This window comes from Streptomyces sp. CNB091 (genome assembly GCF_000377965.1).
This window is the reverse complement of the sequence record NZ_KB898998.1, coordinates 1-12675: the sequence shown is the minus strand read 5'-3', so window position 1 is coordinate 12675 and position 12675 is coordinate 1. Positions and strand designations below refer to the sequence as shown.

The following is a 12675-nucleotide window of genomic DNA, read 5'->3' as shown; positions in this document are numbered from 1 at the left end:
GTTCAGGGGGTATTGCCCTCTCATTACCTGCAACGATGCGGGTTCTCGGTCAGTTCCGGTTTATTTCGAAGGCGGAGGGAGAGGCTGCGACGACCGCCGCCCGGCACCCTCCGTGCACGGAGGGCTCCCGACCGGCGCCGCGCGCCTCGCCGACGGCCCGCGCCGCCTCCGCCAGCGTCGAACCCGTCGTCAACAGATCGTCGACCAGGATCACCCGGCCGTGCCGGAGAGGGCCCTGCCCGAGGAGTCCGTGCCGGAGGAGCCGCGCTCCCCCTGCCGTGAGCTCCAGCGCGCCCGCCAGATTCGCCCGCCGCTGCCGCGCCCCGAGACCGGCCTGGTCGGCGACCACGCGCCGCTGCCGCAGCAGCGGAAGCACCTCGGCCGGCAGTCCCTCGCGCCGCAGGTCCCGCGCGGCCGTGGCGGCGATCCTGCGCACCGGGTCATGGCCACGCGCCGCGGTCGAGGAGCGCGCGGAGGGCACCGGGACCAGCAGCAGAGGGCCCGCACCGCCCGGCCGCCCCGCCCAGGCCCGTACACAACCCGCCAGGGCCCGGCCGAGCGCCCCGGCCAACCCCAGCGCACCCCGCTCCTTGTGGGCCAGCAGAACCGCGCGTACGGCGTTCTCGTACGGCGCGGCCGCGTACACCGGCGGAAGCCCCGGAGGCCGCGGCGAGGGCCGGACCGGGCGGGCGGGCGCACCGTGCAACGCCGCCCCGCAGGCGGTGCACAGCTCGGTGCGCGGCCTGCCGCAGCCGGCGCAGGCCACCGGCAGAAGCAGACCGGACAGTTCCTGCCACGCGTTCCGCATGGCCCCACTGTGCCGGGGCCGCCGGGACCGGGCCACCCCTGTGGAAAACCCGGGCGCCCGGCGGATCCCGGCCCGCTGCCGGATCAGCCGGGGTAGACCAACGACGTGCCCTGTTGGAGAACCGTCTGCCAGTTGTCCCCGGGCGAGAGCTTCACTATGCCGTCGCCGACGGTCTCCGCCATCAGCGGAAGCAGTTCGTCGTCCGCCGCGGCGACCGACTGGACCTGGTTCACCCCGGGCAACGACCCCGAGGCCGACGTGGAGCCGTCCGCCTGCACGTAACGCACCTGCTGGACACCGCCCTCCTCCTTGCCGACGACCACCAGCCGACTGCGCCCGGACCAGGAGATGGCCGTCACGTCCATGAGCTGCGGTGCGGCCTGCCGCAGGTCCTCGACCGAGATCTCGGGCGCCACGGAGGAGCCCCGGCGCTCGACCCGGCCGATGTTCAGCGTCGTACGGCCGTCCTTCCTCAGCAGCAGCGCGATCCGCACCCCGTCCGCGGACATCCGCAGCTCCTCGATGCGGGCGCCGTCGAGACCCGGCACCCGGACCTCCTGCGGATCGCCCGCGCCCCCGGTCAGCCGCAGCAGCCTGGGACCGGCCGGATCGCGGTCGGCGACCCACAGGTCGCCGCGGCCGTCCCAGCTCGGCGACGACAGCCGGTCGGCGGCCTTCTTCGCCTTGCTGCTGACGAGGGGGTCGGTCAGTTCACTGCTCTCCGTCTCCAGGGAGGACACGTAGAGGTCCTGCCCGTGGGAGGAGACCGCGGCGGCCCGCCGTTCGTCCCGGGCCACCCCGACGGCGCTCATCGGCACGACGCCCGCGCCGAGCGGGCCGGTCACGGGCTCGGGCGTTCCGGTGCCGTCGGTGGCGCCGGGGATCCGCTCCACCTGGCCCTTGTCGTTGATGAAGTACTGGCTGTCGGCCTCGTCGGAGCCGTTGTCGGCGGAGAAATCCGGCGCGTCGTCGGCGTCCAGTCCGCAGAGCTGGGCGCCCTCGCCGCCCTCCAGCTCCACCCGCTCGACCCGTGCCGGGGTCAGGTCCCCCAGCGTGAACAGCACCTGCGCGGCCATCATCCGGCAGGCGCTGGGGCTCGCCTTGTCGGCCTTGTGGTTGAGCGGCACCTTCAGGACGTTCTGATCGTCCGACGGCAGCGCGATGATGCCCTTGCGCAGGGCAGTGCCCGTCGGGAACCGGGAGTCGACCACGGGCCGAAGCCAGTTCGTCGGACCGGCGAGCAGCGTCCTGACGGCCTGCGTGGCGGTGTCCATGCGCGTGACCGGATCCGCACGGTTGCGTACGTAGACGGGGTCAGCGACGAGTGTCGACCGGCCGCTCGTACGCCCGGTGGCGAAGAAGTACTTGTTCACGGAGCGGTAGAGGCGCTTGAAGTCGGACTGCCCGAGGACCAGGCCGTCCGGCACGGTGTCGATGCGCCACTCCTGCTTCCCGTCCGGCCCCTTCTCCCGCACCAGGTGCAGGGTCTGGGCGTAGTCGCTGGGCGCGAGGGGACGGTAGGAACTCTGGGCGTCGACCGCCGCCACCTTCTCGCCGGTCAGCGTGTAGGTCGTCGCCTTGTCCCGGGTGGCCCGGTCGGCCTCGTCGTGGAGCAGCGGGCCACTGCGGTTGGGGGCCTGGGCGAGCACCGTGATGCCCCCGCCCGGCTGCCAGGTGCGCCGGGCGTCGGCGCTCAGGTACTTCCGGGTGGTCGCGAACGCGGGATCGTCACTGGTCATCGACTCCAGGAAGCCGTCGACGATCTCGCTGGGCGCCGCGCCTTCCCGGGGTGCCACCGCGTACACCTGCACCTGGGAGTCCCCGGGCTGTGAGGCGTCGACCGCCTTGACGTCCCCGGTCACCGGCATCGAGCCGCACCCGGCCAGCACGACGACGCCGCAGCCCAGCAGCGCGACCATCCGCACCGCCCGCCCTCGGCCGCCCGGACCGCGGTCAGTACCCACGAGTGGTGTCCTCCTGGTCGGAATCGAGTACGCCGTTGCCCGAACGCCCACCGGGGCGCTCCTGGGCCGGGCGCGCCACGACACGTGCCCCGTTGCCGGGCAGCGCGGCGGGGTGCACCGACGAGGGGGCGCCGTTGCGGACGACGGGGTCGCGACCGGGCACGGGCAGCGGCGAACGCTCGCCGGCCCCGGGCTGGGGCGGCACGGACATCAGCCGGTGGTCGTCCGACGCGCCCGCTCCGGCCTCGTCGCGTTCCCGGTTGCCACGGTTGCGCCGCGAGTCCTCGGGCTCCAGCGGTATCGGCGAACCGCGCAGGGGCTCGTCCGCCGTACGCGGCAGGGTCAGCCTGAACTGGGAGCCGCCGCCCGGCTCACCCCAGGCCTGCAGCCAGCCGCCGTGCAGCCGGGCGTCCTCCACGGCGATCGACAGACCGAGACCCGTCCCGCCGGTCGTCCGGGCCCGCGCCGGGTCCGCACGCCAGAACCGGTTGAAGACCCGGGTCGCCTCGCCGGGCTTGAGCCCGACCCCGTAGTCCCGGACGGCCACGGCGACCGCGCCCTGCGCCACGCCCATCCGCACCACGACGTCCCGGCCCTCACCATGCTCGACGGCGTTGACCACGAGGTTGCGCAGGACGCGTTCGACACGGCGTGCGTCGGCCTCGGCTATCACCGGCTGGTCGTCGCCGACGACCAGGATCCGGGTGCCCTTGCGCTCGGCGAGCGGTTCGGCGCCACCGATCACCCGGTGCACCACGGTCCGCAGGTCTATGGGCTCGGCCTCCAGGGCCGCGGCGCCCGCGTCGAACCGGCTGATCTCCAGCAGATCGGCGAGCAGCGACTCGAACCGGTCGAGCTGGTCGCCGAGCAGCTCGGCGGAGCGCGCGGTGACGGGGTCGAAGTCGGCACGCGCCTCGTGGATGACGTCGGCGGCCATCCTGACGGTCGTGAGGGGGGTCCGCAGCTCGTGCGATACGTCGGAGACGAAGCGCCGCTGCATCCGGGAGAGCTCCTCCAGCTGCTGGATCTTCAGCTGGAGGTTCTGGGCCATCTTGTTGAAGGCCTCGCCGAGCCGGGCGATGTCGTCCTCACCGGTGACCTTCATCCGTTCCTGGAGCTTGCCGGCGGAGAGTCGCTCGGCGATGCCGGCGGCCATCCGCACCGGCGTGACGACCTGCCGCACCACGAACCAGGCGATGGCCCCGAGCAGCACGACGACGAAGAGTCCGGCGGTCGCCAGGGTCGTCTTGACCAGTGTCAGGGACTTCTCCTCCTGCGTGAGCGGGAAGAGGTAGTACAGCTCGTAGGGCTGCTGGTCGATGTCGTAGAGCCGCTTGCCGACGACGAGGCCGGGCTGCGCCTCACTGCCGTAGGAGTACCGGATCCGGGAGTACGTCTGGAACGCGCCCTGCCCCTCGCTCACCCTCTGCCGCAGGCGCTCAGGGACGCTGGACGCCTCGACGCTGCCGGAACCGCGCGCGGCACGGCTGCTCGCGCCCTCCGCCACCGAGTCGACGCTGAGCGCCACCACGTTGAAGGCGTTCTTGCCACCGCTGGCGAGTTGGTCGACGAGCTCGGTGCGCCAGGAGGTGCTGCCGGTCATGCCGTCGGTGCGCTCGCTCCCCTGACCGTCGGGGGCGAGGGGGACGTTGGCCTTTTCCTGGGCCGCGGCGAAGCCGCCGACGGCCTGGGTCTGGGCGGCCTTGCCCTTGGCGTCGAGCAGGCCGTTGCGCACCTGGCCGATGACGACGAAGCCGAGCAGCAGCACGACGCCGATCGACATCAGCAGGGTGCCCGCGACGACGCGAAGCTGCAGATTGCGCCGCCACAACCGGACGGCGGGCAGCAACGGGCGGCGTACCCACCGCATCAGCAACCGCGGTACGGGCCCGCCGGGCGTCCGGTCCTCGAACAGCCGGCCGCCCTGCAGAAAACGGCTCATACGTGACGCCTTCCGTCCCGGGCCGGCAGCCCGCTCCGTACGGACTCCCGGCTCGCCGGGCCCCGGAGCGACGCTGCCTCGGGGCACCTCAGCTCGGTCCGGCCTTGTAGCCGACGCCTCGGACCGTCACGACGATCTCCGGCCGTTCCGGGTCCTTCTCGACCTTGGAACGCAGACGCTGGACATGCACATTCACCAGGCGGGTGTCGGCCGCGTGGCGGTAACCCCACACCTGTTCCAGCAGGACCTCACGGGTGAAGACCTGCCACGGCTTGCGGGCGAGCGCGACCAGCAGGTCGAACTCCAGCGGGGTCAGGGCGATGGACTGCCCCTCCCGCTTCACGGAGTGGCCTGCCACATCGATGACCAGGTCACCGATGGTCAGCTGTTCGGGCGCGGGCTCTTCGGACCGCCGCAGACGTGCCCTGATCCGGGCAACCAACTCCTTAGGTTTGAACGGCTTGACGATGTAGTCGTCGGCCCCTGATTCCAGGCCCACCACCACATCGACGGTGTCGCTCTTGGCAGTGAGCATGACGATCGGCACACCGGACTCGGCCCTGATCAGCCTGCACACCTCGATGCCGTCCCTTCCGGGCAGCATGAGGTCGAGCAGCACCAGGTCCGGCTTGGCCTCACGAAATGCAGCCAGTGCCCTGTCGCCGTCCGCTACGAACGACGGCTCGAAACCTTCTCCACGCAGCACAATCCCGAGCATCTCGGCCAGTGCGGTGTCGTCGTCGACGACAAGGACGCGTCCCTTCATAATCGACATCATCCCATTAGCTAATCGTTACCTGCGATGACCTGGCACACAGCTCTGCCAGTCCGGCCCCCGTGACCGGCGAAACAGCGCCCTCCTCGGTGACGATCGCCGTGATCAGTTCCGGGGGTGTGACGTCGAAGGCCGGGTTGTACGCCGGGGCCCCGAGGGGTGCGACGACCATCCCTCCTCCACCGTCGGCCGATACACCCCGCCACGATGTGAGCTCCGTCACTTCTCGCCCGGGGCGCTGCTCGACGATGATCGATGTGCCGTCCGGGGTCTCCAGATCCACGGTCGTCGTCGGTGCCACCACGATGAAGGGCACGTGGTGATACTTCGCGAGCACGGCCAGCGGATAGCTCCCCACCTTGTTCGCCACCGAACCGTCGGCGGCGATGCGGTCCGCCCCTATGAGCACCGCGTCGACCTCCCCGGCCGCGAACAGGGAGCCCGCCGCATTGTCCGTGAGCAGGCTGTACGCCAGACCGTTGCGCTCAGCCTCGTACGCGGTCAGCCGGGCCCCCTGGAGCAGCGGCCGTGTCTCGTCCACCCACAGCCGTCGCAACCGGCCCTTCCGGTGCACCCGCAACGCCACGGCCAGCGCCGTCCCCTCGCCCCCGGAGACCAGCGCCCCGGTATTGCAGTGGGTCAGCAGCCGATACCCGCCGCCCTGGATCAGCTCCTCCAGCAACGCCTCGCCGTACTCCGCCATACGCCTGCTGGCCTGGGCGTCCTCCCGGTGCAGGGCCCGCGCCGCGGCCAGCGCCGCCGCGGCGGCCGCCTCGTCGCCCGCCCCCTTGCCCACGGCTTCCCCGTAGGCGGCCGCCACCCGCCGCACCCCGTAGCCGAGGTTCACCGCGGTGGGCCGCGCCCGCTCCAGCAGACCGGCCGCCTCCGCCACGTCATAGCCCCGCGCCGCCGCGAGCGCCACCCCATATCCCCCGGCGATCCCGAGCAGCGGGGCCCCTCGCACCGCCAGAGTCTGGATCGCCCGCACCAGCGCGGGCACATCCGTGCACACCAGCTCGACCTCCTCGGCGGGCAGCCGCGTCTGGTCGAGAAGCACCAGCACGGGACCCTCCGGGAGCTCGTCCCAGCGGAGTACGGAAAGCGCGGGAGGCTCGAAGCCCACTGTCGATTGCGCGTCCTGATCAGCCATCCGTCCAGTCTGCCCGCTGAGCGTCCCGTATCTGAAGGCACCATGGAGACAGAGCGGCTGGTCCACCCCGGACCCACGCGTGGCACGATGGCTGCCAACCTGCCGCCCCGATGAGCGGTCAGGACGGTGAAGGAGCGAGAATGAACGACTCTCCGGGCTGGGCGTCGCCCGGATCTGCCCCCTCCGACGGCAAGGAGACGGCGATTCCCCGCCCCTCCGACCCTCAGGACGGAAGCGGCCCGACGGGACAGTGGTCCCCCGAGCAGCCGCCCCCCGGGCAGTGGTCTCCACCGAGCAACCCCGACAGCCGCCCCGGAGCCCGGCCACCCGCCCCCGGCTGGGGCGGTGGCCCGCAGCGCCAGGGCTGGGCAGGACCGCCGCCGGCCGCGAAGCCCGGCGTCATCCCGCTGCGCCCCCTGAGCCTCGGCGAAATCCTCGACGGCTCCGTCTCCGCCCTGCGCGCCCACTGGCGTACCGCACTCGGTTTCAGCCTCGCGGTCTCGGTCGTCACCCAGATCGCCGTCATCCTCATGCAGCGCTATCTGCTGCCGAAACCGACCTCCGTCGACCCGAACGCCACCGGCGCCGAGGCCCTCCGCCAGGCCACCGACTCCGCCAGGTCGACACTGATCTCCCTGGCCCCGGCCTCCCTCGTCACGATGATCGCCACGCTCTTCACCGCGTCGATCATCACGGTGGTCATCAGCCGCTCGGTCCTGGGCCGTCCCACCACGCTCTCCGACACCTGGGCAGAGGCCCGCCCCCGGGTCCTCCCGCTGCTCGGGCTGACCTTGCTGGTGGCCCTGATCATGGCCGCGATCATGACCGTGGGCATCGGCCCCGGCCTGCTGCTGGGCTCCGAGGCGGGAGCGGCACTCGCCTTCCTCGGCTTCGCCGCCGCCTGCGTCGTGCTGCTCTGGCTGAACGTCAGCTTCGCACTCGCCGCCCCCGCCCTGATGCTGGAACGACAGAGCGTCGTCGCCGCGCTGCGCAGGTCGGCGAAGCTGGTCCGCGGCGCCTGGTGGCGTACCTTCGGGATCCTCGCCCTGACCTGGCTGCTGACCTTCCTGCTGACGTTCCTCGTCTCCATCCCGTTCGGCGTCATCGCGGTGATCGCCGACGGAACCGACGTCAACGAATTCTTCAGCGGCACCGCCCCTTCCCTCGGCTGGCCGTTCCTGATCGTCACCGGCATCGGCGAAGTGATCGTCTCGACACTGATCTACCCCTTCGTCGCCGGTGTGATGGCCCTCCTCTACGTGGACCAGCGCATCCGCCGCGAAGCACTGGACCTCGACCTCGCACGAGCCGCGGGTCTGCCCGGCTACGGCGCCGACACCCCCAGGAGCTGATGCGATGTCGGGGGCGGGGGGCATCACCACAGCACGGCGGGACACGGCAGCGGGCGACATACCCGTGGACACTCCCCGTCTCCCCGCACGGGAGGCGGCGGAGAGCGAGCTGTCCAAGCCGATGTACCACGAGAACGACCCGAACTTCCTCCAGCGCGCCCTGAACCAGTTCTGGGACTGGGTCGCCGGGGTGTTCGACGCCGCCGCGGGCGCCGCCCCCGGCGGCCCGGCCGGACTCGTGGTCCTGGTCGTCCTCGTCATCGGCCTTGCCGCCGCCCTCTGGTGGCGGCTCGGCACCCCGCAACGCTCCTCCCGGAGCCCGGACGCCCTCTTCGACAACGACGGCCCCCGCAGCGCGGCCCAGCACCGCGCCACCGCCGAGACACACGCCACGGCTCTGCGCTGGACCGAGGCCCTCCAGGAACGCATGCGTGCCATCGTCCGGTCCCTTGAGGAACGTGCCCTGCTCGACCCACGCCCCAGCCGCACAGCGGACGAAGCCGCAGCCGAAGCCGGCCGGGCCCTGCCCGAGCACAGGGCCCGGCTACGCGCCGCCGCCCGGGCCTTCGACGACGTGACGTACGGGGGCCGCACCGCGGACCAGCCGACATACCTGTCCCTGCGCACCCTCGACCTCGAACTCGACGAGGCAAAGCCGCTGCTGCCCGGGGCCTCCCGAGGAGCCGCCGGATGACCACGGCGAGCACCGCTTCCCCCACCTCGACAGCGCCCACCCCCGGCCAGGTCTGGACCCGTGCCCGAGGCGTCCTGGCCGTCGTCCTCATCCTCGTCGTCGCCGGCATCACGTTCGCCGTCGTACGTTCCGGAACGAACCACGGACAGCTCGACCCCCGCTCGACGGACCCCAAGGGAAGCCGCGCCGTGGCCGAACTCCTCAAGGCTCGCGGCGTCACCGTCACCGTCGCCACCACTCTCGACGAAGTCACCGCCGCGACCGGCCCCGACACCACACTCCTCGTCGCCGGCCCCAATCTCCTGACCCGGTCGCAGCAGCTCCGACTGGACGCGGCGGCCTCCGCCTCCGCAGGGCGCACCCTGCTGATCGCCCCGGGACCGGGAGCCACGCCTCGACTCGCCCCCGGCGTCCACGCCGCGCCGCACCAGGCCGTCAGTGCTCTCGCCCCGTCGTGCGAGCTCCCCGCCGCCCAGCTGGCCGGCACAGCGGACATGGGCGGCACCCGGTACACGACACAGGACGCCGGCGCCGTCACCTGCTACCCGGCCGCAGGCCTCCCCAGTCTGGTCGTCCTCCCGACCGGAGAAGGCGGCGACACCGTCATCCTCGGCTCCCCCGACCTCCTCCACAACGAGCGTCTCGGCAAGCAGGGCAACGCCTCGCTCGCCCTGCAACTCCTCGGCTCCCGCCCTCATCTCGTCTGGTACCTCCCCTCTCTCACAGATCCATCCGCGACAACCCGCGACGGCTCCCCCGGCGACGGAAACGGAGCCCCCTCAGAAGACGGCGCGAGGGACGACGCGTCCGACGAGAGCGGCTTCCTCGACCTCATCCCCTCCGGCTGGCTGTGGGGAACGCTCCAACTCGCCCTTGCAGCAGGCCTTGCCGCCGTCTGGCGGGCCCGCCGACTCGGTCCCCTGGTGAAGGAACGGCTACCAGTGGCCATCCGCGCATCCGAATCGGCCGAAGGCCGCTCGCTCCTCTACCGCAAGGCCAACGCCCGCGACCGTGCCGCCGACGCACTCCGAGCCGCCACCCGCACACGTATCGCCCCCCTCGCCGGAGTGCCCGCCCGTGATGCGCACACCCCTGATGCCCTTCTCGCCGCCGTGTCCGCCCGCATCACCACCCCGGACCACGACCTCCGCACCCTCCTCTTCGGTACGGCTCCCTCCACCGATGCCGCCCTGGTCCTCCTCGCTGATCAACTCGACGCCCTCGAAAGAGAGGTACGCACTTCATGAGCGCCCCGACCCCCGAGCCGGCCGAGCCCACGGTGCCCGCAGCGGCCCCCGTGAGGCCCGCGGAACCGGAGCCGTCCGACAGCGCCCGCGCGTCCTTGGAGGCCCTGCGCTCCGAGATCGCCAAGGCCGTCGTCGGCCAGGACCCCGCCGTCACCGGACTCGTCGTCGCGCTGCTCTGCCGGGGACACGTACTCCTCGAAGGCGTACCCGGCGTGGCCAAGACGCTGCTGGTCCGTGCACTTGCCGCATCACTCGAACTCGACACCAAGCGCGTCCAGTTCACCCCCGACCTCATGCCCAGCGACGTCACGGGTTCACTGGTCTACGACGCGCGCACAGCCGAGTTCTCGTTCCAGCCCGGCCCCGTCTTCACCAACCTGCTGATCGCCGACGAGATCAACCGCACTCCTCCCAAGACCCAGTCCTCCCTCCTCGAAGCGATGGAGGAAAGGCAGGTCACCGTGGACGGGACGCCACGGCCACTGCCTGACCCCTTCCTCGTCGCCGCGACCCAGAACCCCGTCGAGTACGAAGGCACCTATCCCCTCCCCGAAGCCCAACTCGACCGCTTCCTGCTCAAACTGACGGTTCCGCTCCCTTCACGGCAGGACGAGATAGACGTCCTCACCCGTCACGCCGACGGCTTCAACCCACGCGACCTCCAGGCCGCAGGGATACGGCCCGTCGCCGGGCCCGCCGATCTGGAAGCAGCACGCGAAGCCGTCGCGAAGACGACCGTCTCCCCCGAGATCGCCGGCTATGTCGTGGATATCTGCCGTGCCACGCGCGATTCCCCCTCGCTCTCCCTCGGCGTCTCCCCCCGAGGCACCACCGCACTGCTGTCGACCGCCCGTGCCTGGGCCTGGCTGACCGGCCGGGACTATGTCACCCCGGACGATGTGAAGGCCCTGGCGCTCCCCACGCTCCGTCATCGCATCCACCTGCGGCCCGAGGCGGAAATGGAAGGAGTCACCCCCGACTCCGTCATCGCCTCAGTGCTCGCCCACGTCCCCGTACCCCGATGAGGCGGTGACCATGGCCCTCACCGGACGTACCGCGTTGCTGGCCGCCCTGGGATCACTCCCCGTAGGCATCCTCGCTCCCAGCTGGACCGGGATGCTTGCGGTCAACGCTCCGCTCTCACTGGCAATTCTGTGCGACTATGCGCTGGCCGCGCCAGTGCGCACGCTCCGATTCACTCGATCCGGCGACACATCTGCTCGACTCGGTGACGTGGCCGAAGTGCAACTGACGGTGACCAACACCTCGCGTCGGCGTCTGCGCGCCCAGCTGCGGGACGCCTGGCCCCCCAGCAGCTGGACCTCGGGCTCCGAACGTCGCGCTTCCCGCCACACATTGGCGATTCCCGCCGGGGAACGGCGACGTCTGGTCACTGTTCTGCGCCCGAGCCGGCGCGGCGACCGGCAGGCCGACCGCATCACCATCCGCTCGTACGGCCCGCTGGGCCTTGCCGCACGCCAAGGACAGCACCGGGCACCGTGGACCGTACGAGTCCTGCCACCGTTCACCAGCCGCAAACATCTGCCTTCCCGGCTCGCCCGGCTGCGGGAACTCGACGGCCGCACCAGCGTTCTGACACGCGGTGAAGGCACGGAGTTCGACAGTCTGCGGGCCTACGTGCCCGGGGACGACACCCGCTCCATCGACTGGCGGGCCACCGCACGCCAGTCCGCCGTAGCGGTCCGGACATGGCGTCCCGAGCGTGACCGGCACATCCTGATCGTCCTCGACACCGGTCGCACGTCAGCGGGCCGGGTAGGTGACGTCCCCCGCCTGGACGCCTCGATGGACGCCACACTCCTTCTCACCGCGCTCGCCACCCGGGCGGGCGACCGCGTAAGCCTCCTCGCCTACGACCGCCAGGTCCGAGCCCGGGTCCAAGGCCGGACGGCCACGGGCAATGTGCTGGCCACCGTCATCAACACCCTGGCCACGCTGGAACCCGAGCTCATCGAGACGGACGCCCGAGGCCTGAGCAACGCCGCCCTCACCGACGCCCCTCGCGGTTCGCTGATCGTTCTTCTCACGACGTTGGAGGCCGCCCCCATCGAGGAGGGGCTTCTCCCGGTGCTGCCTCAACTCACCCAGCGCCACACCGTTCTGCTGGCCGCGGTCTCCGACCCTCGGATTGAAGGAATGGCCCATGCGCGGGGGACCGTGGACTCCGTGTACGACGCGGCAGCCGCCGCGCAGGCCCAGGCCGACCGCGGCCGCACGGCCGACAGGCTCCGCCGCCACGGCGTTGTCGTCGTGGACGCCACTCCGGAGAATCTGGCTCCCACGCTTGCCGATACGTACTTGGCCCTGAAGGCCGCAGGGCGTCTCTGACAGAGAGCCCAGCGTCCTGCCCTGCCGGCTCTGCGGTCGAGGAGTACCCGGGGAACTGCTTGCTCCAGCCCGCGTTCCCCTGATTCTCCTCGGCGCCGGTGCCGGTCGGTTCTGGAACGCAGAAAAGCCCCGCACCAAAAGGTGCGGGGCTTTCCCGGAAAAATTGTTCGGCGGCGTCCTACTCTCCCACAGGGTCCCCCCTGCAGTACCATCGGCGCTGAAAGGCTTAGCTTCCGGGTTCGGAATGTAACCGGGCGTTTCCCTAACGCAATGACCACCGAAACACTATGAAATTAACCAACACCGGATGAAAACACGGCCGTTCGTTATTTCAGAACTAACACAGTGGACGCGAGCAACTGAGGACAAGCCCTCGGCCTATTAGTACCAGTCA

General features: G+C 71.2%; 10 protein-coding genes and 1 rRNA gene. 5 read left to right on the top strand and 6 right to left on the bottom strand.

Annotated elements, in window-relative coordinates; genetic code table 11:
- Positions 1-49 precede the first annotated feature (49 nt).
- The 5 genes from D581_RS0116855 to mtnA all read right to left on the bottom strand — a co-directional run bounded on the left by D581_RS0116855 (position 50) and on the right by mtnA (position 6639).
- Positions 50-808, bottom strand: a complete 759-nt coding sequence (locus tag D581_RS0116855) for a ComF family protein (protein ID WP_018958393.1) — start codon at positions 806-808, stop codon at positions 50-52.
- A gap of 83 nt (positions 809-891) precedes the next feature.
- On the bottom strand, positions 892-2733 hold the full coding sequence (locus D581_RS0116850; protein WP_018958392.1) for an LpqB family beta-propeller domain-containing protein: 1842 nt from the start codon (positions 2731-2733) through the stop codon (positions 892-894).
- A gap of 28 nt (positions 2734-2761) precedes the next feature.
- Entirely contained in the window at positions 2762-4714 is a 1953-nt protein-coding gene (mtrB, locus tag D581_RS0116845; RefSeq protein ID WP_018958391.1) for an MtrAB system histidine kinase MtrB, read from the bottom strand.
- Positions 4715-4802: 88 nt separating this feature from the next.
- Positions 4803-5492, bottom strand: a complete 690-nt coding sequence (gene mtrA, locus D581_RS0116840) for a two-component system response regulator MtrA (RefSeq protein WP_199787808.1) — start codon at positions 5490-5492, stop codon at positions 4803-4805.
- 4 nt (positions 5493-5496) lie between these two features.
- The gene (mtnA, locus tag D581_RS0116835) at positions 5497-6639 is read right to left on the bottom strand and encodes an S-methyl-5-thioribose-1-phosphate isomerase (RefSeq protein ID WP_032752781.1); all 1143 of its coding nucleotides are present in this window, start codon (positions 6637-6639) and stop codon (positions 5497-5499) included.
- A 140-nt stretch (positions 6640-6779) separates the two neighbouring features.
- On the opposite strand from mtnA, the gene D581_RS0116830 reads away from it, so the two are divergent.
- Genes D581_RS0116830 through D581_RS0116810 form a run of 5 tightly spaced genes read left to right on the top strand, consistent with a single transcriptional unit; the run spans position 6780 to position 12281 of the window.
- Positions 6780-7991, top strand: coding sequence for a DUF7847 domain-containing protein (locus D581_RS0116830; RefSeq protein WP_018958388.1), 1212 nt, complete (start codon positions 6780-6782; stop codon positions 7989-7991).
- Positions 7992-7995: 4 nt separating this feature from the next.
- Positions 7996-8685 carry a DUF4129 domain-containing protein gene (locus tag D581_RS0116825; RefSeq protein WP_018958387.1) on the top strand — a complete coding sequence of 230 codons (690 nt, stop codon included), beginning with the start codon at positions 7996-7998 and terminating at the stop codon, positions 8683-8685.
- Positions 8682-9932, top strand: coding sequence for a DUF4350 domain-containing protein (locus D581_RS0116820; RefSeq protein WP_018958386.1), 1251 nt, complete (start codon positions 8682-8684; stop codon positions 9930-9932). Before D581_RS0116825 ends, D581_RS0116820 begins: the two co-directional genes overlap by 4 nt.
- A complete protein-coding gene (locus D581_RS0116815) occupies positions 9929-10957 on the top strand; it encodes an AAA family ATPase (RefSeq protein WP_018958385.1) in 1029 nt (342 codons plus the stop codon). The genes D581_RS0116820 and D581_RS0116815 overlap by 4 nt, the downstream gene beginning before the upstream one ends.
- Positions 10958-10967: 10 nt before the next feature.
- Positions 10968-12281 carry a DUF58 domain-containing protein gene (locus D581_RS0116810; RefSeq protein WP_026290585.1) on the top strand — a complete coding sequence of 438 codons (1314 nt, stop codon included), beginning with the start codon at positions 10968-10970 and terminating at the stop codon, positions 12279-12281.
- Between the two features lie 165 nt (positions 12282-12446).
- Here the strand turns inward: D581_RS0116810 and rrf are convergent.
- A 5S ribosomal RNA gene (gene rrf, locus D581_RS0116805) occupies positions 12447-12563 on the bottom strand.
- Positions 12564-12675 lie beyond the last annotated feature (112 nt).